16 protein-coding genes and 1 pseudogene are annotated in these 20,371 nt (G+C 66.4%); 10 read left to right on the top strand and 7 right to left on the bottom strand.

The annotated features are described in order from the left end of the window. The 6 genes from AC1DY7_RS29455 to eccCa all read right to left on the bottom strand — a co-directional run. On the bottom strand, positions 1-296 hold a 296-nt coding region (locus tag AC1DY7_RS29455), incomplete at its 3' end, for an aldehyde dehydrogenase family protein (RefSeq protein WP_477497289.1). A gap of 105 nt (positions 297-401) precedes the next feature. Further along, positions 402-1,643: a helix-turn-helix domain-containing protein gene (locus tag AC1DY7_RS29450; RefSeq protein WP_477497288.1), complete on the bottom strand. Its 1,242-nt coding sequence runs from the start codon at positions 1,641-1,643 to the stop codon at positions 402-404. Positions 1,644-1,951: 308 nt separating this feature from the next. Next, positions 1,952-2,248, bottom strand: a complete 297-nt coding sequence (locus tag AC1DY7_RS29445) for a WXG100 family type VII secretion target (protein WP_477497287.1) — start codon at positions 2,246-2,248, stop codon at positions 1,952-1,954. Positions 2,249-2,258: 10 nt separating this feature from the next. After that, positions 2,259-2,567 (bottom strand): WXG100 family type VII secretion target, encoded by a 309-nt coding sequence (locus AC1DY7_RS29440; protein WP_477497286.1) that lies wholly within the window; start codon positions 2,565-2,567, stop codon positions 2,259-2,261. A 70-nt stretch (positions 2,568-2,637) separates the two neighbouring features. Continuing rightward, positions 2,638-3,753 carry a type VII secretion-associated protein gene (locus AC1DY7_RS29435; protein WP_477497285.1) on the bottom strand — a complete coding sequence of 372 codons (1,116 nt, stop codon included), beginning with the start codon at positions 3,751-3,753 and terminating at the stop codon, positions 2,638-2,640. Then, positions 3,753-7,334, bottom strand: a complete 3,582-nt coding sequence (gene eccCa, locus AC1DY7_RS29430; protein ID WP_477497284.1) for a type VII secretion protein EccCa — start codon at positions 7,332-7,334, stop codon at positions 3,753-3,755. Before eccCa ends, AC1DY7_RS29435 begins: the two co-directional genes overlap by 1 nt. A 116-nt stretch (positions 7,335-7,450) precedes the next feature. Between eccCa and eccD the strand changes: the two genes are divergently transcribed. After that, positions 7,451-8,752 carry a type VII secretion integral membrane protein EccD gene (gene eccD, locus AC1DY7_RS29425; protein ID WP_477497283.1) on the top strand — a complete coding sequence of 434 codons (1,302 nt, stop codon included), beginning with the start codon at positions 7,451-7,453 and terminating at the stop codon, positions 8,750-8,752. Between the two features lie 5 nt (positions 8,753-8,757). Next, positions 8,758-10,068, top strand: a complete 1,311-nt coding sequence (gene mycP / locus AC1DY7_RS29420; RefSeq protein WP_477497282.1) for a type VII secretion-associated serine protease mycosin — start codon at positions 8,758-8,760, stop codon at positions 10,066-10,068. On the opposite strand, the gene eccB is transcribed toward mycP, so the two are convergent. Next, the gene (gene eccB, locus AC1DY7_RS29415; protein WP_477497281.1) at positions 10,033-11,415 is read right to left on the bottom strand and encodes a type VII secretion protein EccB; all 1,383 of its coding nucleotides are present in this window, start codon (positions 11,413-11,415) and stop codon (positions 10,033-10,035) included. The two genes, mycP and eccB, sit on opposite strands and share 36 nt — an antisense overlap. A 299-nt stretch (positions 11,416-11,714) precedes the next feature. Between eccB and AC1DY7_RS29410 the strand changes: the two genes are divergently transcribed. The 8 genes and pseudogenes from AC1DY7_RS29410 to AC1DY7_RS29375 form a co-directional block, all read left to right on the top strand. Continuing rightward, entirely contained in the window at positions 11,715-16,022 is a 4,308-nt protein-coding gene (locus AC1DY7_RS29410; RefSeq protein WP_477497280.1) for an AAA family ATPase, read from the top strand. A 69-nt stretch (positions 16,023-16,091) separates the two neighbouring features. Next, positions 16,092-16,871 carry a hypothetical protein gene (locus tag AC1DY7_RS29405; protein ID WP_477497279.1) on the top strand — a complete coding sequence of 260 codons (780 nt, stop codon included), beginning with the start codon at positions 16,092-16,094 and terminating at the stop codon, positions 16,869-16,871. Continuing rightward, positions 16,840-18,033 carry a polyprenyl synthetase family protein gene (locus tag AC1DY7_RS29400; protein WP_477497278.1) on the top strand — a complete coding sequence of 398 codons (1,194 nt, stop codon included), beginning with the start codon at positions 16,840-16,842 and terminating at the stop codon, positions 18,031-18,033. The genes AC1DY7_RS29405 and AC1DY7_RS29400 overlap by 32 nt, the downstream gene beginning before the upstream one ends. Then, positions 18,030-18,488 carry a hypothetical protein gene (locus AC1DY7_RS29395; protein ID WP_477497277.1) on the top strand — a complete coding sequence of 153 codons (459 nt, stop codon included), beginning with the start codon at positions 18,030-18,032 and terminating at the stop codon, positions 18,486-18,488. The genes AC1DY7_RS29400 and AC1DY7_RS29395 overlap by 4 nt, the downstream gene beginning before the upstream one ends. After that, positions 18,485-18,754, top strand: coding sequence for a hypothetical protein (locus AC1DY7_RS29390; protein ID WP_477497276.1), 270 nt, complete (start codon positions 18,485-18,487; stop codon positions 18,752-18,754). Before AC1DY7_RS29395 ends, AC1DY7_RS29390 begins: the two co-directional genes overlap by 4 nt. Beyond that, positions 18,751-19,773 carry a hypothetical protein gene (locus tag AC1DY7_RS29385; RefSeq protein ID WP_477497296.1) on the top strand — a complete coding sequence of 341 codons (1,023 nt, stop codon included), beginning with the start codon at positions 18,751-18,753 and terminating at the stop codon, positions 19,771-19,773. The genes AC1DY7_RS29390 and AC1DY7_RS29385 overlap by 4 nt, the downstream gene beginning before the upstream one ends. Next, complete coding sequence (locus AC1DY7_RS29380; RefSeq protein ID WP_477497275.1) at positions 19,766-20,170, top strand: SCP-2 sterol transfer family protein; 405 nt, start codon at positions 19,766-19,768, stop codon at positions 20,168-20,170. The genes AC1DY7_RS29385 and AC1DY7_RS29380 overlap by 8 nt, the downstream gene beginning before the upstream one ends. Beyond that, a pseudogene (locus AC1DY7_RS29375) lies at positions 20,167-20,295 on the top strand (FAD-dependent oxidoreductase); the annotation flags it as partial. The gene AC1DY7_RS29380 and the pseudogene AC1DY7_RS29375, both read left to right, overlap by 4 nt. Positions 20,296-20,371: the final 76 nt, after the last annotated feature.

The following is a 20,371-nucleotide window of genomic DNA, read 5'->3' as shown; positions in this document are numbered from 1 at the left end:
ATCGACTCCAGATTCTCCTCAATCCGATCCGCAATCCGATTCAAGATCACCGCCCGCTCCGCCGGCGAAGTCTTCCCCCACCCCGGCGCCGCAGCATGCGCGGCATCCAACGCCGCCTCCACATCCACCTCATCCGAACGCGGAATCTCGCAAAACACCGCCCCCGTCACCGGCGACGGATTCTCGAAATACCGGCCCGCAGACGGGGCCACCCACTGCCCCCCGATGAAATTCGCATAACGCGCCTTAAACGACATCAAAGAACCCTCAGCGCCCGGGCGCGCGTACACAGTCATGGAAATTTCTCCTGCCGAAGGACGACGAAATGTGGCGGTCGTCACTAAATGTACGAAAGGCAGGGTTGCAGCACCGTTGCACGCGGTGACCCGGCGAAGCGGACCTCAGCCCAGTTCGAAGTCGAGGCCCGCGAGATGGCCGCCGGCCTGGGCCCGGACCACCGGACCGATCGAGGAGCTGTTCTGCAGCGCCTCCCAGCCGTCACGGTCGTCGCGGCCTTCCGGCATATCCAGCCAGCGACGCAGCGGAGCCATGTCACCCCGCGTGCACTCAGCAAGCACCGCGCCCCGCATGCTCGCCGACAACTGCATGCGTAGCCGAGCAATCGACGGGGATACCGACTGCGGCAGCAAAGGCCCGTGGTAGGCGGCCAGGGCGGATTCGACGTCCCCGAGATCGAGTGCGTCGAACACTTCACCAATGTCGGTGGTGATCGGGACCAGCAGCCGATAGGGCCGCGACTCCAGGTATTCGGCGCCGATGACCTTGCGCAGGCGTGACATCTCGGCCCGGACCGTCACGACGTCGAGGTCCTTGTCGTCGAGCAGCACGGCCAGATGATCGGCGGACAGTCCCTCGGGGTGGCGACTGAGCAGCACCAGGATGTCGGCATGCCTGCCGGTGAGCATCGTCGCGCGCAGGTGACCGTACATGTCGGTGGTCACCCAGCGCGGACGGTCGGCGCCGAGCACCACCAGATGAGGCTTGCGGGTCGCAGGCTCGGGGATGCTGCCGGTCAACCGCAACAACGCGAGATGATTCTCCACCGCCAGCGCGGTGGCCCTGACCAGTGCCAATGTCTGCGCCGACGCGGCTTGCGCGCCGCCGGTGAGGTCGATGGCACCGAGCAGGGCGCCGGTGTCCGGGTCGTGCAACGGGGTGGCGGTGCAACTCCACGGCTGCACGACGCGGGAGAAATGCTCCGAGCCCCTGATCTGCAGTTCACGGTCCAGTGCCAGGGCGGTGCCGGGCGCGTTGGTCCCGGCGCTGCGTTCGCTCCAGTCCGCGCCGGGGACGAAGTTCATCTGTTCGGCTTTACGGCACGCCTTCGGGTCGCCTTCGACCCAGAGCAGCATGCCGTCGGCCGAGGTGACCGCCACGACGACGCCCGCGTCGACCGCGTCGTCGACCAGCAGTCGCCGGATCACGGGCAACGCGGGTGCCAGGGGATGGGAGTCACGCAGCTTGGCGATGCCGGCGGCCACGGCAGCAGGCCGGGCGCGGTCGAAGTCCGGATCGACGCCCTTGGCGAGGCTGCGTTGCCAACTCTTGGCGACGACGGGCCGCACCGTCGTGGGCTCCAGCTCCGCGACGTCGACCTCCCCGGCGACGAAGAGTTCGTGCACAGCACGAAGCTCCCGAGCACTCGGCCCTTTGGTCGTCCTCACAGATGATCACGCTCCCGATCACGGCCGGAAGCCTCACTGCCTCGGCCGCATTCCACACCATAGCCCCATTTGCTTGCGGCGGGAACGAACCCGCGAAGCTGCTCAAGATCACCGCGTTGCGACCCGCCATTCGCGAGTGGCAAGTCGGACAGGACATTTGAGTGAGTTTGTCACTTCTGTGGGTGTGGAGCTGGTCTGACTGCGCGATCCCGCCGGTCCTCTCCTCCCGACGGGACCGCGCAGGTCTCATGGCAACGCCGGGGCCATCAGAAGCCCCATGCGTTGGCAGCCTGGCGGTCGGTGGCCGCGATGTCGTCGGCACCGTCGCGAACCGCATTTCCCAATCGGAACAGGATGTCCTGCAACACCGATGCGGACTGGTCCCAGCGCATCTGCTCGGTGCGGTACGCCTCGGCGGCCTGGCGCGTCCAGATCTGTTGCAGTGGCGCGATCTGTGCGCGCAGGTCGTCCAGCGCCGCACTCAACCGTGCCGAGGTGGTGTGGATTTCCTGACGCACGGTGTATTCGATCTCGTCGAAGTTGTAAGACAAGGTGGCATCCATGGGTGGCTCCTCAAAGATCCTGGGTAACGGCGGCGATCTGCTGTGAATGGCCGTCACCGGCCTCGCGCAGGGTGCGCTCATTGACCCGGATGGTCTCCGAGATCCGAGCCAGGGCGTGGTTCAGTGCCGTCGATTCTGTGTTCCACCGGTCGACGACCTCGCGGAAGCGCACCGCCGCGGCACCTCCCCACACCGACGGCGGGACCGCGCTCATACGGCCGATGAACGACCCGAGCATGGCCCGGATCTCCTCGTTGCGGGAGTCGATCTGCCCGGCGACCGCATGCATGAGGTCGAAATCGGTATTCAGCGAAGTCATCTGAGTCCTCTCGTTGTGTACCCACTACAGAAGTTGGACGCAGCGGAAGCCATTTCGGTTCCGAGTTTCTTCACCGCACCGCATGGGCAGACGCGATGGTCTGGTCGCAGATCTCCCGCATCGGCTGCCCCGGGGGGCTCTGACATCCGATGGCGATGCGCATCCCGTCGTCGAGGAAGACGGCCCAATCCACCTGCCGCCCTGCCCTTGTCTCGGTGTAGCTGACGACCGGTCGACCACCACGCTGCGCCGCTGTCTGCAAGTCGGCGAACACCAGTGGATTCTCGCGCTGCAATGCCGAGGCCAGGGTCGCCGCTGTCGCGGCCATGTCGGCTTCGGCCGGTGACTGCACGATGAGCACCGCACGTTCGCCACCCGGTTCGGCGACCTGCACGCGGCGCGACCCCCTACCGGCGGTGATGCGTTCGACCGCCCAGCCCACCGGCACGCTGGCGCTGACCCGGCCTTCGGTGATCAATACCGTTGATGGATTCGGTATTTCACGGTGCAGTGCCGCGCCGGCGGTGGCGGTCGTCAGCAACAGGGCGGCAGCCACCCACCTCACCCGTCGGCCCGGCCGCGGGGCAGGCGGTGCGGACATCTCCCTCACCGCGCGGAGCAACAGCGGATCTCCGACGATCTCGACCTCGCCGGTGCGGCGCAGCCGGGCCGCGATCTGGGTGGCGATGGTCCGTGCGCCCCGAACTCCACCGGGCACATCGATGAGTGTCGACGTGGGTTCGCCGAGGCCCGCCACCACCGCGTCGACTACGCCCGCCCGTCGCGAGGCAACGAACAGCATGGACCGACCGGTGCCTGCGACGACGAATTCATCGGCGATCTCGACGACGACGTCCACGTCGGGACGCATTCGCCGATACAGTTCTGGCCGTTGCACCACAACGGCTTCGGCGAACATCGTGACGGCCGCCGCGCGGATCCGATCCTGCCAGGCCGACGGCCACCATCCCGGGCAGACCAGCATCACAGCACCCGCGGCCCGGGGGTGTTCCCCCGCCACGGTGGCGATCACCTCACCCAGCACCGTGTCCACCGCCACGCGGCGATCACCGAGAACCGTCTCGCGGTCATCGAGGAAAGTCACTGCCGCGCGGGCTAACTCGCTGCGGACCGGGCAGGGACCACGCACCGTGGCGGGGCCGACGAGAACCGTGGCGGTGGTCATCACGGTTCGGCCCAGGCAACCTGAATGCGCTCATCGGGTGAGCCCCGCACGGTCAAGGTGGCCCGGCCGGGCGGCAGTGGCACCGGACGGGTCGAGCCCAGCAGCACACCCTCCTCCGAGCCCGCGCTCATCATCAGGCCGGCGCTTCCGAGCTCGCGCAGCCGCGCCAGGAGCGGGTCGAACATGGCCCGCGCGGCACCCCCTGAGCCGCGGGCCACGATGATGTGCAAACCCAGGTCCTTGGCGTGCGGTAGGTATTCCAGCAGCGGTCCCAGCGGGTTGCCCGCCGCGACCGGCACGAGTTCGTAGTCGTCGATCACGAAATAGATCTCCGGACCGGACCACCAGGAGCGATCGCGCAATTGTTGCTGTGTCACGGCAGGTCCCGGCACTCGGGAGCGTAACTGCGCGAGTACGGGTTTCAGGTGCGCCGCCAGTGCGTCGGCCGATACCGCGTACCCGGCGACATGCGCGGAGTCGACCGCACCCAACAGGGTGCGGCGATAGTCCACGAGGAGCAACCGCACTTCGTCAGCGGTGGCCGGACCCGTCAGCGCGAGACAGAGGGTGCGTAGGGCCGCCGTCTTTCCGCATTCGCTCTCGCCGAGCACGATGAGGTGACCGTGCTTGCGGAAATCGAGGGCCGCCGGCTGCATTCTGTTCTCGCCCAGGCCGATGACGATCCCGTTTGTGGGACGGTCCGTGTGCATCAGGTCTTCAGGCCAGCGCAGCATCACCGGCAACGACCGGATCCTCGGCACCGTCGAGTCACCGTGCCTGGCGCGCAGAACCTGCACCGCCGCATCGATATCCATGCCGAAGAGGGTGGGGCGCGCGATCACGGTGAACAGACCCTCGCGAGTCAGGCCCGTGCCCGCCCGGCGGTCGGCGAGCAGTCGGGCCCGCTTGCGATCCATCTCGGACTCGGCCGGCTCGCCCAGCCGCAATTCGATGCGGGTGCCGATCTGGTCCTTGAGCGCGGGCCGCAACTCCGCCCATCGGGATGCCGTGATGACGACGTGGACGCGATGTGCGAGACCTCGTGCGACCAGCGCGGTGATGGCCTCCTCCAATCCGTCACACTCCTGTCGGAGGGCCGCCCATCCGTCGACGACGAGGAACACCTCACCTTCCACGTCGGGTGTCCCGGCTTCCCGCCCCCGCAGCAGATCGTGCACGTGCGTGACGGCCCGGCGAGCCAGCTCGCCGTCCCCGGGGCCCGCGCAGACACCGGTGTGCGGCAAGCCGTCCAGCGGGGACAACGCGCCGCCACCGAAGTTCAGCAGGTAGAACCGCAGTTCGGCGGGACCGTGGGTTACCGCCAGCGCCAACAGGATTGCGCAGAGGGCGGTGGATTTACCCGATCGAGTGGCGCCGACCACCGCGGCATGACCCGCGGCGCCTCCCAGGTCCACCATCAAGGGGTCGCACCGTTGCGCGAAGGCGTTGTCCACCAGTCCGATGGGCACCCGCAGCGGACCGCCTCGGTGCTCGGCGAGCAGCTCTCCCAGCATCGGTGGGGCGTCCAGCGGTGGAAGCCAGACACGGTGCGCCGGGCGGCCATGGCCGGTCAACCCGTTCAGCACGGCGTCGAGCAACGTCGGTCGCGGCGCCTCGGCAGCCCTGTCGTGGTCCACGGGTGCCGCGGTGAACAGGCGCGSCACGTCCGGGTGCGTCGGCGCCGATTCCCTGATCGGTCCCGACACGAATGCGGTGCGGAAACGGACCGTCTCCCCCGCCGGCGTCCTGAGGTAGGCCGACCCGGGAGCAGCCGGGAGATGATAGGCGTCCGGAATGCCGAGCACGGCCCGGGATTCACTGGTGGAGAACGTCTTCAGGCACACCCGGTACGACAGATGGGTGTCCAGACCTCGCATCCGGCCCTCGTCGAAACGCTGGCTCGCCAACAGCAGATGCATGCCCAGGGAGCGGCCGACCCGACCGATCGCGACGAACAGTTCGGCGAAATCGGGCTGCCGGCTGAGCAGTTCGGAGAACTCGTCGACGACGATGAACAGCACGGGCAGCGCGGGCAGGTCCGCGCCGGCGGCCCGCGCCAGCCGGTACTCGTGCACCCCGGCCAGGTTTCCGGCCGCACGTAACAGCTCCTGCCTGCGGTTCATCTCACCGGTCAGCGCATCCCGCATCCGGTCCACCAGGTGTGCTTCATCGGCGAGGTTGGTGATGACGGCGGCCACATGAGCGGCTCGGTCCAGTCCGAGAAATGTCGCACCGCCCTTGAAGTCGATCAACGCAAGGTTCAGCTCATCGGGCGGGTGGGTGGCGATCAGCCCGAGGATCAAGGTGCGCAGGAACTCGGACTTTCCTGAACCCGTCGCACCGATGCACAGGCCGTGCGGTCCCATGCCGCCGTAGGCCGCTTCCTTGATGTCCAGTGCGAGCGGATCTCCGCGCCGGTCGGCGGTGTCGATGAAGCCGATGGGTACCCGAAGCCGGTCCTCATCCGCCCGTGGACGCCATCCCACGGCCGGGTCGAACACACCTGATGACCCGACACCGACCAGGTCGGGCCATCCCGGCGATGCCCCAGCGGGCACATCGGAGAGGTACCGAGCAAGCCTGCGAGCACAGATCAACGCCTCGGCAGTGCCGAGACCGTCCGGACGCCATCCCGCGCGAGGCGCAGCGACCCCGTCGTCGGTGATGTCGAGCACCGTCACCCCGGACGTGATCTCCACGCTCGAGACATCCACCCCGTCCGCGATGATCACCATCTGGACGGCTCCGAGCGTTGCACAGGTTTCCAGCGCAGTGGCGAGGTCGGCAAAGGTGAGCCTGCGCGGGCCCACGGCATCGGCCCCGCGGTGATCACCATGGTGCGGGAGCCATTTCAGCCAATCCCAGTGTGTATCACCGGCGGGCACGACGACCGCAACCTTCACGTCGCGCGGGCTGTGCAGCACGGCCAACTGACAGACCATGGCCCGCACCAGGTCCCGGCCCGTACCGAACGGCAGCCGGGCACCGTCTTCCAAGGTGAGGGTGACCGGGACATCGTCGAGTAACGCCCACGCCTCCAGCACCTCGTTCAGCGCACCGACCGTCACCGGGTCCGTCTCCTCCGTGAGGCCGGACGACGGACCGACCAGCGGTGTCGAGAGCGCGACGGCCCCGAGGCCCACCCTGATCACCCCGAAGTCCCGGTCACCGGGGCGGCGCTCCCACCTGCGCGGGCCATCGACCAGAGTCCACAGCCCACCAGGTTCGGGGTGCATCCGATGCAGGTACTCATGCTGGTGGCGCGCGGTATCCGCGGCATCATCGGACACCGCGTCGAGATAGCGCAGATAGCTGCGACGTGAGGCGTTGATCTCGCCGGTGCGGCCGCGGAAGGTGTGCGCCAACGTACCCAACGCGGATGCCAGCATCATGACGGGAAAGAGCAGGAACATCGGATTCCGCGCCGTCGTCTGCCCAGAGGTCAGGTACACCGCGGCCATTCCCCCGACGGCCACCAGCATGACCACCGGAAGCAGGCGGGTCAGCGGATTGATCGGCGGGGTGCCAGGCAGGTCCGGCGGACGTCGCAGTTCGACGGCACCCGAAGGCGGCGGCTTCACGGTTTCCACAATGGGTTCGACGCACCGGGACGCCACTCGGTTCCGCTCAATTTTGGTGCGCCGGCACCCCGCCCGGGGTGCGTAACGTGAAGCCACGTGTGAGGAGGGTTGCTGCGGTGGAAGATTCGCTGTGCCGGGTGTCGGTCGCATGGTCGGGCGTGCTGGTCGATGTGGCCCTGCCGCGGGGTTTACCGCTTGCGGCCTTGCTGCCGGACCTCGTCGATCTCGTCGCCGGGCACGACGTGCGCGCCGATGTCACCCGCACCTGGCACCTGCGCCGGCCACTCGGCGAGTGGCTCGATGCTGCGATGACGCTGCGGGAGTGCGGTGTTCACGACGGCGACGTTCTCACCATGTCCGGCGCGCCCGTACCAACGTTCGCCCGTACCGCCCCCGGGCAATTCCGCACGGTCGATTCGGCGCAGGCGCCACGCCCCACCGCGCGGGTATCCGAGGCGTGGGCGTGGTGCGCCGCGGTGGCCGTCGCCACCCTGATGGCCCCGTTGGCGATGGACGGCAATCCAGTGGTGTCGGCAGCCATCGGCGCTGCCACCGTGGCCATCGCTGCGGTGGTCGCGCGGCGCGCGCCGGGCGCGCGCATGGCATCGTGCGTCGTCGCGGTGATATTCAGCGCGGCGACTGGGTATCTCGTTATCGGGACGTCACCGCATGCTGCGAATGTGTTGCTGGGATCCGCTGCCGCGGCGGTGTCGTCCATCGCACTCCTGCGGCTGACGCGCAGCGGTACAACACTTCTCACCGCCTGCGCGACCTTCGCTGCCCTGGTGGCGGTGGCGGTCACGCCCGCCGTGGTCACACCGGTCGGAATGCTCGTCGTCGCCGCCATCCTCACCCTCGCCGCACTGAGCACCCTCGGCACCGCTGCCCGGCTGGTGATCATGCTGACGGGATTGACCCCGGCGCTCACCGGGCACACGGAGTCGGCCGTGACCGACCGACGCGCAGTGCACGCACGCGCGGTGCTGGCCGGGGTCGTGTCGGGTAGCGCCGCTGCCGCCGCGACGGGTGCTGCGGTGTTGGCAGTCGGCTACGCAGAGGCCGGTTCCGTGCCCGCGGCCGGCCCGGTGTTGCCCGCCGTGGTGGCGGGGGTGCTGTTTCTGCGGTCACGCCTGTTTGCCGACGGTGACTGTAGAATCGCCGTGGTGTCCGGTGGACTGGTCTGCGCCACAGCAACTTCGGTCATTCTCTTACTATCGGTGCCCGCGCACGCCGGCTGGCTCGCGGTCACGAGTGTAGGGGTGGCTGGCAGCCTCTACGCGCAACGACATTCGGTCAGCCCGTCCTGGGCTCGCTACGTCGACGTGCTCGAGGGTGCGCTGCTGGTGTCCGTAATCCCCTTGGCCGGTTGGACTTCCGGATTGTTCGGCGTCGCCCGGAACATGAACATGCCGTGGTGACACGCATGGCGGCGCTCCTCGCCGCGGCAATCCTGGCCACTGTCCCGATCGTCTGCGCACCGACGGCGCGAGCAGTTTCCCCGCCACCGGTGGACCCGTCGTTCTTGCCCCGGCCAGGCCCAGCGGCACCTCCGTTCCAGACCGAGCGATCCAAGGAGTGCGCCGTCGCAGCGGATTCCGTCACCCGACGACTGCCCGACCGACCCGACCTCCAAGCGGCGTGGGCGGTGACCCGCGGTGCCGGCCAGACGGTGGCGGTCATCGACACTGGGGTGGCCCGCCACCGCTTGCTGCCTCACTTGGTGCCCGGCGGAGACTTCGTCGGCACGGGTGACGGAACCGAGGATTGTGATGGGCACGGGACCATCGTTGCGGGCATCATCGGCGCGGCACTCGACGAGGAGTCGGGGTTCAGCGGTATCGCGCCGGAGGCCACAATCCTCGGTATCCGTCAGTCCAGCAGCCGATTCCGCGACGTGGACGGCGGTGAGGGTGTGGGTGACGTCGACACGCTGGCAGCGGCGGTGCGACTGGCTGCGGACCGCGGCGCGACGGTCATCAACATCTCGTCGGTGGCGTGCGTCGCTGCCGACGACGTCCTCGACGATCGTGCGCTCGGAGCGGCCCTGGCCTACGCGGTGGATGTCAAGAACGCGGTGGTGGTGGCAGCGGCGGGCAACGTCGGTGGACACGGCAGCTGCCCGAAGCAGAATCCGTTATCCGCAGGCCGGCCGGACTGGGAACACGTCGACGTGGTGGCAAGCCCGTGTTGGTATGACGACTACGTGCTGACCGTCGGCTCGGCGCGCGCTGACGGCACAGCGTCGGAATTCAGTCTGGGCGGTCCGTGGGTGGATGTGGCCGCGCCTGCAGAGGATGTCACGTCACTGAGCCCGGCCGGTGAAGGCGTGGTGAACCAGTCATCCGATGATGGCGAGCCCCGGAGCATCTCCGGAACGAGCTATTCCGCGCCGATGGTGGCGGGAGCGGTGGCGCTGCTGCGTGCGGCGGTGCCACACCTGACGGCCCGGCAAGTGATGAAGCGCATCGAGGACACCGCCCTGACGCCGGGATCCGGCTGGAACCCCGCGCTGGGCCGCGGCATCGTCGATGTGGTGGGCGCGCTCGACGATGTCGGCCCAGGAACCACACCACGTACTCCGTTTGCACCGGCTGCGCCGCTCCCGGGCGTAGACATCTCCGTGGGCACCGCGCGTCCGGCGTTGGTGGGCGCGGCGATGTGTCTCGCCGTTGCCGCCGTGCTGATCTCGGTGCCGCGGCTACGCCGGAGGCGGGAGACCATCCCGTTGGACTGAGGCGTCGGCGGCGCTCAGAGCGGGCCCCCGCGGTAAGGACGCGAGAACCGGCCACGGCCCGCTGCCTGGCGAATCGGGCAGCCCCAGGCTGTGTGCGGTTTCGGATCCGTCCACGCCGTATGCCACACCTGCCTGGTCGATGAAGAACAGTGGCCCCGTTGCGGCTCCCGTCCCTGCGGCACCGGTCGCGTGCACGTACGCGCCCTCCGAGATCGTGGCGGCGTCGATGTGTGGGCCGTCGCCGTCCGCTTGAGCCAGCGTGACCGGAGGAGGTTGTGACGGCGGGGTTGTCGCGGCCGTCACGGTCACCTCCGGGGCCGCACCGACCTGGCGCGGCACCCAGCGCACGCAGACCGGCGTGGTGAGTTGATCCCCGGCCGGTGTGGCACCGTTCTGCGGGAGATGCCGCAGCGGAAGTGATTCGACGACGGGAACATTCGCGATTCGGTCTGCCGGTACCTCTCGGATGGGGTCGGCCTGCGCCACGGCGAACCGGACGAGATCGGCTGCCACCGGGCTGACTCGCTGTATTCCCGACGGAAGTACCACGTAGTTGTCCGGGGCTGCGTCGGCGCGGTGCACCTGCAGGACCGTTCCCACGCGGCTCCCCGGAAGTTGACGGGGACCAGGCGTGCCCACCTTGTCGATGACGGGCACCCGGATCGGCGCCACCTCGGGCAGCAGGTTCAACGCGACGCGCGAGAGTCGTAGTGGTTCAACACCGTCGAGACGCAGCGCCCGGACCACCACCCGGTCGCGTAGGTCGACGAGGGCACGCCGTCCGTCGTAGAGCAGATACACGATGGCCGCGCTATCCCCGGCGGGACGCACGAGCAGCGGTGGCGCGACCGGGTCGTCGCGCGCGGCGCCGACGAACACCGTCGTCACCTTGCCATCACAGACCGTCCAGACCGCCGTGCCCGACGTCACGGCGGGCAGGGTCGCCGGTGCCCCGGGGATTCCCATCAGCGGACCACGCTTGGCCGCGGCGATGCTCGCGGTGCTGACCAGAACCGGCGTCGCGGGCGTGCGGGCGATCAACCGAGCCGATGCGAGATTCATCGCCGGGTGCAAGGTGTCGCCGACCTGCACGTAGATCGCACCCGATTCGCGGGCGATGACGACGGGTGCGGATCCGATGGTGCCGTGGGGCCGCATCAACGCCAGCGCCATGAAGACGCCGACGGCGATGATGGTCAGCAGGGCACCCACGGCAAGCGCCAAGGACTGCGCGCGGATCGGGTCGTCGAGCATGCGGGTGTCCCGGCACGCCAGCGCGTACTCCATGCGGCGCACCAGAAAGCGGTGGCCGCTGGCGTGCAGCGTGGTGGTCGAGTCCCGGTTCATCCATGTCCCCCGGTGTCGAGCCTAAGGGCGGTTCGAGGGCCACAGCCGCACCAATCTATTTGCGATGACAAGTTAATGTGTTGCGGGGCAATCGATTGCCCGGCAACACGACGACGATTTCAGCAAATGAGGTCGGTCCAAATGTTCGGTTCGCCACGCGGAATTTCTCACAGGAACCGCATTCATCGTCAACTCTCACGTAGGCGGAAACGCTAAGCTGACGCATTCGCAGCCACACAAGCGAACCATCAGCCACAGCGCGTGGGAGGGGCCGTCACGAGAATGGAGCCCGTCCGGCAGTGACAACCCCGGTACTCGATTTCGACGGACGGGTGGTCGACCGGCGCCAGGAGATGATCGACCTGCGCACGGCCGTGGATTCTGCCGGCCGGGCTGACGGCGCCTGCGTCCTGATCAGTGGTGTATCCGGAGTGGGCAAGTCAACCCTGGTCCAGGCCTTCGGCGCAGAGATATCGGAACGGAACTGCGTCTTCGCCTACGGGCGGTGTCGCGACGGGGCGCCCGCACCGTATGCCGCAATGGGAGAGGCCCTCAGTGCACTCGTGCGGACCATGGAGGCCGCCCCCACCGCCGAACGCAACCATTGGCGCTCTGGCCTGATCAGTGGCACTCAATCACTTGCGATGGTCCTCGGCGAACTCGTGCCCGAGTTGGCCCACCTCCACTCCCCGACCGGAGATGCGTCGGTGCTGCAGTCGGCGGCTGATACCCGCCGGCGGCTCCATCGCGCCATCATCCAGCTGCTGGCTGAAACCGCGGGGTTCCGAGCCGTGGTGCTCGCAATCGACGACCTGCAGTGGGCGGATCGCGATTCCCTGATGTTCCTGACCGAGCTACTGACAGTGTCATTGCGCAACGTGCTTGTCGTCGGCGCCCATCGAGCCGGCGAGTTCGACCCCGTCGATGCCGGCATATCGGCGCCGGAGATTCGCCTCATCGACCTTGAGCCGCTGTCCCGACCTGACGTTGAGGAATTGCTTGCCGGCGCCAGCGGTCGGAGCGTCGAACTCGGCGACGTCGCGGCCGAGTTTCATCACCGGACGGACGGTAACCCCCTTCAGATTCGTCAGCTGCTGTACCGCGCGCAACAGACCGGAGCTCTGGTTCCCGACGGACCCAGCGGTCAGCCCAGGTGGGACCTCCGGATCCTCAGTTCGATCGAGATCTCGGCATCCGCCGCGGAATTCCTCGGTCGGTACCTCGACCAACTGGGCGCGAGCGACCGTGACGTGCTGCGCTCACTCACGTGCATCGGCAGCGAGTTCGACCTCGACGACGCCACAGCGGCCGCAACAGCGCCCGCGGACGTAGTCGCACACGCGATCTGGTCGGCCCTCGAGCTGCGCTTGATCGAAGCCCTCGACAACCACGGACAGCGGATCGCCAACGTCATCAGCCGCGATGCCCGCTATCGCTTCAGCCACGACAGGGTGACCGAGTCTGCTCGCGAAGGCCTCTCGGAGGAGTCGCGCCGGCAAATTCATCTGGGTATCGGCCGTCGATTGGTCAGATTGGGCGATGACCGGCTCTTCGAGGCCGCCCGCCACATCAGCTTGGGCGGCGAGGAAGCCGTCGAGTTCGAGGAGCGCCTCCGGTTTGTCGACCTGTTGAAACGGGCGGCTCGGAAAGCCCGCGCGCAGGCGTCCTTTCCGCTGTGCCTGGACTACTGCCGCAACGCACTGACCCTTCTGGGTGAGCGACGATGGTCATCGGATTTCGCGCTGACGCTCGAACTGCAACTCGATGCCGCGGAGGCGGCGCTGTTGGTGGGCGACATCCCGGTGTTGCACGCCTTGCTCGATGAAGCGGAAGGCGTGCTGCGTGATCCCGCCGATCGTGCTCGACTCGCCTATCTACGACTCAAAGGCCGAATTGCCCAGAACCGACTGCAGGATGCGTTGGCTATCGGACTGGACGCCCTCGCGGGGCTCGGCGAGCCGCTGCCCGCCGACGCCGGTAAGCCCCGAATTCTCACCGCGTTGGGCCGTATGAAACTCACCGCGAGTCGGTGGAGTACCGAGCAACTGCTGGACTTGCCGGAGTGCACAGACCGACGTGTCATCGAAGCGCAACGCATTCTCGCCGAGATGCGCAGTATGTCCTACATCGCACGACCCAACCTCTTCCCACTGATCGTCCGCAAGCAACTCGCGCTCACTTTGAAATACGGTCACACGCCGTCGTCCCCTTTGGTCCTCGTCAGTTATGGCGTTCTGCTGGTGATAGCGGGCGACCGGGCCGGAGCGCAACGCTTCGGTGAAGTCGCCTTGCAGCTGACCGAACGGGCAGAGTTCCAGAACGCCAGGCCGGAGACACTGTTCCTCTATTTGAACTTCATCCGGCACTGGCGCCACCCGGTTCGCGACGGCTTGAGCCAAACCCGCGAGGCCATCACGCTGGCACTCAACCAAGGGGATCAGGAGTACGCGGGATTTCTGGTCACTGTGCTGATCTCCCAGTCCTTCTTCGTGGGTAGCCCGCTGAGCGAGATCGACACGCTGGCAAGGTCTCTCATCCCACAGATCCGTTCGCAGCCCGTACCCAGCACGCTGAGCCAGGCCCTCCAGCAACTCTGCCTCAACTTGCTGGGACGCAGCGAAGATCCGATGCTCGTCGCCGGTGAGAGCGGTTACGACGAACGTGAAATCGTGCCTGCGGCACGCCGTGAAGGCGACGAGGTGGCGCTCAGCGTCGCGGCCGACGTCAAACAGGGCCTCTATTTCTGGAGCGGCGACTATGCAGGCGCAGTCGGCGTCACCGACGAGGTGATGCAGCATCTCGGCGGCACCACTGGGACGACCACACTTCAGCTCGTGCATATGGTGAGCGCCCTCAGCCACATTCACGCCGCACCCGACGAGCGCGCGACGAAGAAGGTTGTGCAACGGTCGCTGTCGCTGCACAGGAAGTGGGCGGCGGGGGCGCCGGCCAATTACGCCGCACCGTGCGCGCTGGTAGAGGGGGCTTGGGCACGCGCTCGTGGGCGGGTTCGCGAAGCCGAACGATTTCTCGACAAAGCCGTCGAGCTTGCCGAAGAGCACCAGCTTCCCCTGATCGCTGCGCTCGCACACGAGGAAGCGGCCACCCTGTACTCCGGAATCGGTCGGACCCGACTGCACGAGCACATGCTGCGGACGGCCTACCAACGATGGTTGGCGCTGGGGTTCATCCTGCGGACCGACCGACTCGCGCGTGACCATCCGTGGCTCCTCAGTCGTGCTCTCGTGCAGCCCGAGGGCGGGATCGATCCCGGGGGTGCGCGCCAACTGGTGCGCACCCTCGCCACCGCGCGAACGCCGGAGAGCCTGGCCCAACTCGCCCTGGGGGCCGCAGCCGATATGACCGGTGCCGAACGGGTTCTCTGCCTCACGGGCGAACCAGATCAGTTGGCAGTCCGCGCAGTCCACCAGGCCGGGATCACCAACACCATCGACGGGCCTTGGACGGAGGTGCCCTACGACAACGCGGTCGTGCGCCGCGTCATGGAATCCGGCGCGCTCGTGAACGTCGCCTCGAACCCGCCCATCTTGTCCGCACCGATCAGATTGCAGGACAGAACAATCGGAGTGCTTTACGCCGAACGGGCGGCCGGTCAGCATTTCTCCGCACGGGACGAAGAAGCGATGACCTTCCTGTGCGCGCAAGCTGCGGCGCCGCTCTGGAACTTTCAGCTCGAAGCCCAACTGCGCGCCGCTGACGAACATCGGCAGTCCCTGATGGACGTCCAATCCAAGTTCGTCCCCAATCAGTTGTTGCGCATGCTGGACATCGATGACGTCCGCCGGGTGCGCAGCGGCTACCGCGTCGAGCGTCAGATGACGGTGCTCATCTCCGATATCAGGGGCTACACCACATTGCTCGAAGACATGGATGTGCTGGAAGCCAACAATCTGGCGACCGGATTCCTGCGTGCGGTGGAACTGCCGATCGTTGCCTGCAACGGCATCATCCAGGACATGCGCGGCGACGAGGTCCTGGCAGTGTTCGACGGTACTCCCGACGATGCCGTGCGGGCCGGGCTCGGCATGCTGCGCTCACTGCGCAAGCACAACGTCGAACGCGTGGCTCACGGTTCAGAAGAACTCCGGGTGGGCATCGGGATCAATACCGGGATCGTCGGTCTCGGCCTGGTGGGCGGTGTCAACCGGATGGTGCTGAGCACCATCGGTGACGCCGTCAACCTTGCCGCACGTATCGAGTGCACCAACAAGCGTTACGACTCGGCGATGCTCATCTCGGACGCGACCCTTGCGCAGTTGGACGATCCAGCCCAGTTCTGCATTCGCCGGATGGAACGGGTGATGGTGGTGAATCGGCGCCAGCCGGTCACGATCTACGAGGTCTACGACGAAGATCCGGAAGCCGTTCGGTTTGCCAAGAATTCGGCGCAGCGGGCCTTCGACGAAGCCTTCGCACTGTTTGACGCGGGCGATGCGGATGCGGCGCGAGCCGCCTTCGAGCGATGCCATGAATTGCTACCGGACGATGCCGTGGCCACCCTGCACATCGCACACTGCGATTCGATGGCCCGGGGCGAGCTTCCCCCAGGTCAAGAGGTCTCGCTAGGACAGAAATACGCCGATTGACGGACACCAACTCGGACACAGGAAACACATAGGTCTGCGATGATTTGAGCCGAACCTCAGGGAGTCGGCATGTACCTAAGTGCAGAGCGGTTAGCCCTTGCCAACCGGACCATTCAAGAGACTTTCGAACAGACATCCATAGCGTGGCAATCGATCGCACACTGGGATACCGGGGATCCGGGCCAGACACTGGTGCGCAACGACGTCGTGAACAACCCGGGCTTCATTCCCATCGAACTCGAATACATCAGTTTCAAGGTCACTCTCGTCCAGGCGCAGGCTCCGACACCTGACCCCCTGTTGGCTGAGGTAATTGCGCGGACAGTCGATCTCGCCAAGGCGGTGGATGACAGAGTCATCCCGGCGTTGCGAAACGGATCGTCGTGGGCCGACCTCGTGCTGGTCGGGACCAAGCCGCAAGAAATCCTCGACCAACTGCTTCCGGCTCGAGCGAATGTCGAAGACAAGGGGTATCGGGCGCCCTCGTGTCTGATCACGAACACGCCGGGTCTCATTGCCGTCACACAATTGGTAAGCGGATACTCCATCGCTGATTCTTTGTTCACAGCCGCGACTATCAACTCGCTCCACCGAGCTTCAAAGGTCGTAAATTCCGCTGCCGCCAACAAGAAGATCCGGATGGTTCTGCTTGGTCGACGACAGCGCATCGCCCACGGCGGTGCACCCGGCGCCTCCCCAGGCGAGGAGCCGGTCGATCTTGCAGTCAGCGTTACCCCCAGCCTCGAGCTCGTCGGTGAGGCACCCGACAGCAAGGTCGAACTCGCGGTCCGCATTCGCTACGCGCTAAGGATCAAGGATGCGGGTGGCATCGTCGTCATCAAAGAGTGATGACCCGCCCACGGCAATCACAGACACACTGGGGCAATATCTCGCCCACTGCAAGGAAGTCTGCGACGGTGAGATCGACCGCCTCTACGGGTCCGGCCGACAGGGATCCAGCAGCCTGCACGACCTGATCCTCGACTATCCGTTGCGCGGAGGAAAAGCGCTACGGCCGGCTCTCAGCATCGCTATCTGCCTGGGCCTCGGCGGCCACCTCGATGCGGTCCTACCGACAGCCGCCACCCTGGAGCTCTATCACAACGCGTTCCTCATCCACGACGACATCGAGGATGAGTCCTGGTGGCGCCGCGGCAAACCCACCTTGCACATCGACCACGGCATTCCCATCGCCGTCAATGTCGGCGACGCCATGCTCTCACTCACCCTGCAGCCCCTGCTGGACAATGTGGAACGGGTCGGCCTCGGGCCCGCACTGCGCATCCTGCGCGCCGTCGCGCACATGACCCGGCAGACCGTCGACGGGCAGGCTCTCGAACTCGAATGGGTCAAATCCAATGCCTGGGAGCTGGATGACACTGACTACCTGAGGATGGTCGAGCTCAAGACGAGCTGGTACTCATTCATCACCCCGCTGCAGGCCGGCGCACTGGCCGCGGGCGCCGATCTCGATCAGCTCGCTCCGCTGGAGTCCTTCGGCAGGCACATCGGCGCGGCCTTCCAGATCACCGATGATCTGCTGAATCTGAGGGCCGACCCGGAGGACTACGGCAAAGAGATCGGCGGTGACCTTTGGGAGGGCAAGCGGACACTGATGCTGCTGCACGCCCTGCGATGTGCAACCGCGGATGAACGAGACCGCGCCGTGCAGATCATGGCCCGGCGACGTCCCAACACAGACGATGAACTCAGCCTCACCGATCTATTGGAGCGGCTGACCCGGCGTGGCGAGCTCTCCCACGGCGGGCGAGCCGAGATCATCGGATTTCTTCGAGACCAGCACCATTTGGAATCCAAGAGTCTCGATGACATTCGCTGGATCTTCGAATTGATGCAGCGCGTCGGCTCACTCACCCATGCACGGAATGTCGCCGCCCAGCACGCCAGGGAAGCCGCCACCATACTCGCCGACCTTGACTGGCTGCCCCCCAGTCAACACCGCGACATGCTCGCCGGCCTGGTCGACTACGTACACGGGCGATCCCGATGAACCCCGAAGTGCTGATCGGCATGCTGGCCGAGTTGGAGCGAATCAGGGAAGCCACCCTCGATCTTGTCGAACACAGTGCGCCCCAATTACTTCCTGCTCCACCAGACAAGTCTGAAGGCTCAGAGCGAGCAATGTTCGAGCTCCTGATGGGCGCGCGTCGCGCGGTTCTCGGCAATCCGGTCGCCGCGCGAAACCTGCACGACGTCTTGGTAGCCGAGGGCAAGCGGTACGCACAGACACCTGCCGGCGGACAGTTACGTGATGCGCTTGCAGCATCCGATGCCGTGGAGAATCTGCGACGAATCTGGGAGACGTTGACTCTCAACGTGCTTGACGGTCCCGCCGAACCGCATGCCGCTCCTGCCGCTTGGTCGGAGCTGCTGGCTGATGCCATCATCGGGCACGGCCTCGATGACTCGGTGCTCGCCCGCCTTCGGCCGGATGGTTTCGCATGACGCTCACCGATCCGCAGTCGGCCCATGCCGAGCAGAGCACCTTCATCAGCTACTTGGTGGGTGTGGCCGGACTGGGAAGCGTGGTGCACTCACTGGCCGCAGATGTGGCGGGCAGCCCGCGTGAAGCCGATGATTTCGTGTACCTGCTTCTCGGCCTGGCCAGCACCGCGGCTGGAATCGAGAGACTTGCTGTCCCGGCGCCACCCGAAGAACAGCCGACGGCCGAAGCCGCCACTCCCCCGGATACCGGGCGGTGGTTGCGGTGACGGCATCATTGGCGACGAGCGACTTCATGCGGACACCGATGCTCGGAACCGCCGAACCGGATGGTTTCAAGGAATGGCACCACTTCGTCATCCACGCGGACGGCTTCCGCCTGTTGATCAACTTCAGCCTCAACAATGAGACAGCTCCTGGCGGACGATTCCGCCTGGTTCCCCGCGTCATCGTGATCGGCCACGACGCCCAATGGCGCGGTGAGATCGCACGATTCGAAGAGTCGGACGTCACCATCTCGCCTTGCCTCGGCGACGTGACGATCGGCGCCAATCGCATGCTGATCCGACCGAACGGCTATCAGGTGACGATCAGCCTTCCCTCCCAAGGCATCGAAGCTGAGCTGGATTTCACATCGGCCAGCCAACCGTTCGTCGTGAACAACCAGCCGCTGGGGACCGGGCGGATGAACTGGTTGTTCGTGCCTCGATTGCACGCCCACGGTTGGGTACGCATCCGCGGGCGGGAGCACCGGTTCGACAACGACGTCTCCTACCACGACCACAACTGGGGCCGGTTCTGGTGGGGCGATGACTTCGGGTGGGAATGGGGCACAGTACTTCCGCACGATTCGAACGACCCCTGGTCATTGGTCTATTTGCGGATGACCGACAAGCGACGACTTCGCTACCTGTCCCAGGCTTTGTATGTGTGGCATCACGACGAACCCGCGGCCATCTTCCGGCACGCATCCGTGCAGGTGCGAACTTCGGGTTCGCTCGGTCGGGCCGCCGATTGCACCCTGCCGCCACCGATGCGACTGCTGCTTGACGGCGAAGTCCCTGGCGTTCCAGCCAAGATCGACGTCACGGCAGCTCGGTGCGGCGACATGGTGCACGCCGAGTTCTTTCCCGCGTCCTATGCTCGGCTGGCACAGCCCAGTGAAGTGTCACTGGACGGGACGATCGTGCTGTGCGAGTCCAGCGGGACCGCCCGGATGACAGGCTCGATCAACGGCGAGAAGATAGACTTCATCGGTACCGGCGTATTCGAGTTTCTCCATGGCTGAACAGGTTTCGTCGCTGCTGCGGCAGTCAGTCGCACACCTCGCTGACGAGGTGCCGGACAGCTACCGTCTGGTGCTTCATACGCTCGGTCCGCTGGTAGTCGACTTCAATGTGGACGGCGAGTGTTTCTCTCTGCGCGGCGGACCACGCCTCGAGGTTACCTCCGGACGCGATACCGGCGCAGACACCTGCGTCGTCACCACCCGAACCAGCATCCTCGACATTCTCGATGCCGCGATCAGCCTCGACCGTGCCGTCGAGAGCGGTGCGGTGCAGGTCCGCGGGACACTCGACGACATCATGCGCGCACACGACACGATGCGCGCCTACGTCCATGCCGCTGTCCGCGCTCCGTCGCACCCGGCGCTACTCTCCGGCCTTCGGGCAGGAGTGCCGTGAGCCCGGCGATCATCCCGCCGGCCTCCTGCCACCGTCGCCCCACCGTGGCAGTTCTAGGCGCGGGCATAGCCGGCCTCAGCGCCGCCCAAGAACTCGCTGAACGTGGTTTCGAGGTCACCGTCTATGAACCGCGCGCCGATGAGCGCAACGATCCCGGAGGGGGCTACCCACCCGTCAAGCTTGGTGGTCTCGCTGCATCTC

Source organism: Mycobacterium sp. P2_H7, from assembly GCF_056403275.1.
The sequence above is the reverse complement of the archived record's forward strand: the minus strand, read 5'-3'. Positions and strand labels throughout refer to the sequence as shown.

What these genes read in the sequence shown, in the direction of transcription:
- AC1DY7_RS29395 (WP_477497277.1), top strand. Translation starts at nt 18,030, where the DNA reads ATGAACCCCGAAGTGCTGATCGGCATGCTGGCCGAGTTGGAGCGAATC.
- AC1DY7_RS29435 (WP_477497285.1), bottom strand. Translation starts at nt 3,753, where the DNA reads ATGACCACCGCCACGGTTCTCGTCGGCCCCGCCACGGTGCGTGGTCCC.
- AC1DY7_RS29440 (WP_477497286.1), bottom strand. Translation starts at nt 2,567, where the DNA reads ATGACTTCGCTGAATACCGATTTCGACCTCATGCATGCGGTCGCCGGG.
- AC1DY7_RS29390 (WP_477497276.1), top strand. Translation starts at nt 18,485, where the DNA reads ATGACGCTCACCGATCCGCAGTCGGCCCATGCCGAGCAGAGCACCTTC.
- AC1DY7_RS29380 (WP_477497275.1), top strand. Translation starts at nt 19,766, where the DNA reads ATGGCTGAACAGGTTTCGTCGCTGCTGCGGCAGTCAGTCGCACACCTC.
- AC1DY7_RS29445 (WP_477497287.1), bottom strand. Translation starts at nt 2,248, where the DNA reads ATGGATGCCACCTTGTCTTACAACTTCGACGAGATCGAATACACCGTG.
- mycP (WP_477497282.1), top strand. Translation starts at nt 8,758, where the DNA reads ATGGCGGCGCTCCTCGCCGCGGCAATCCTGGCCACTGTCCCGATCGTC.
- AC1DY7_RS29400 (WP_477497278.1), top strand. Translation starts at nt 16,840, where the DNA reads ATGCGGGTGGCATCGTCGTCATCAAAGAGTGATGACCCGCCCACGGCA.
- eccB (WP_477497281.1), bottom strand. Translation starts at nt 11,415, where the DNA reads ATGAACCGGGACTCGACCACCACGCTGCACGCCAGCGGCCACCGCTTT.
- AC1DY7_RS29405 (WP_477497279.1), top strand. Translation starts at nt 16,092, where the DNA reads ATGTACCTAAGTGCAGAGCGGTTAGCCCTTGCCAACCGGACCATTCAA.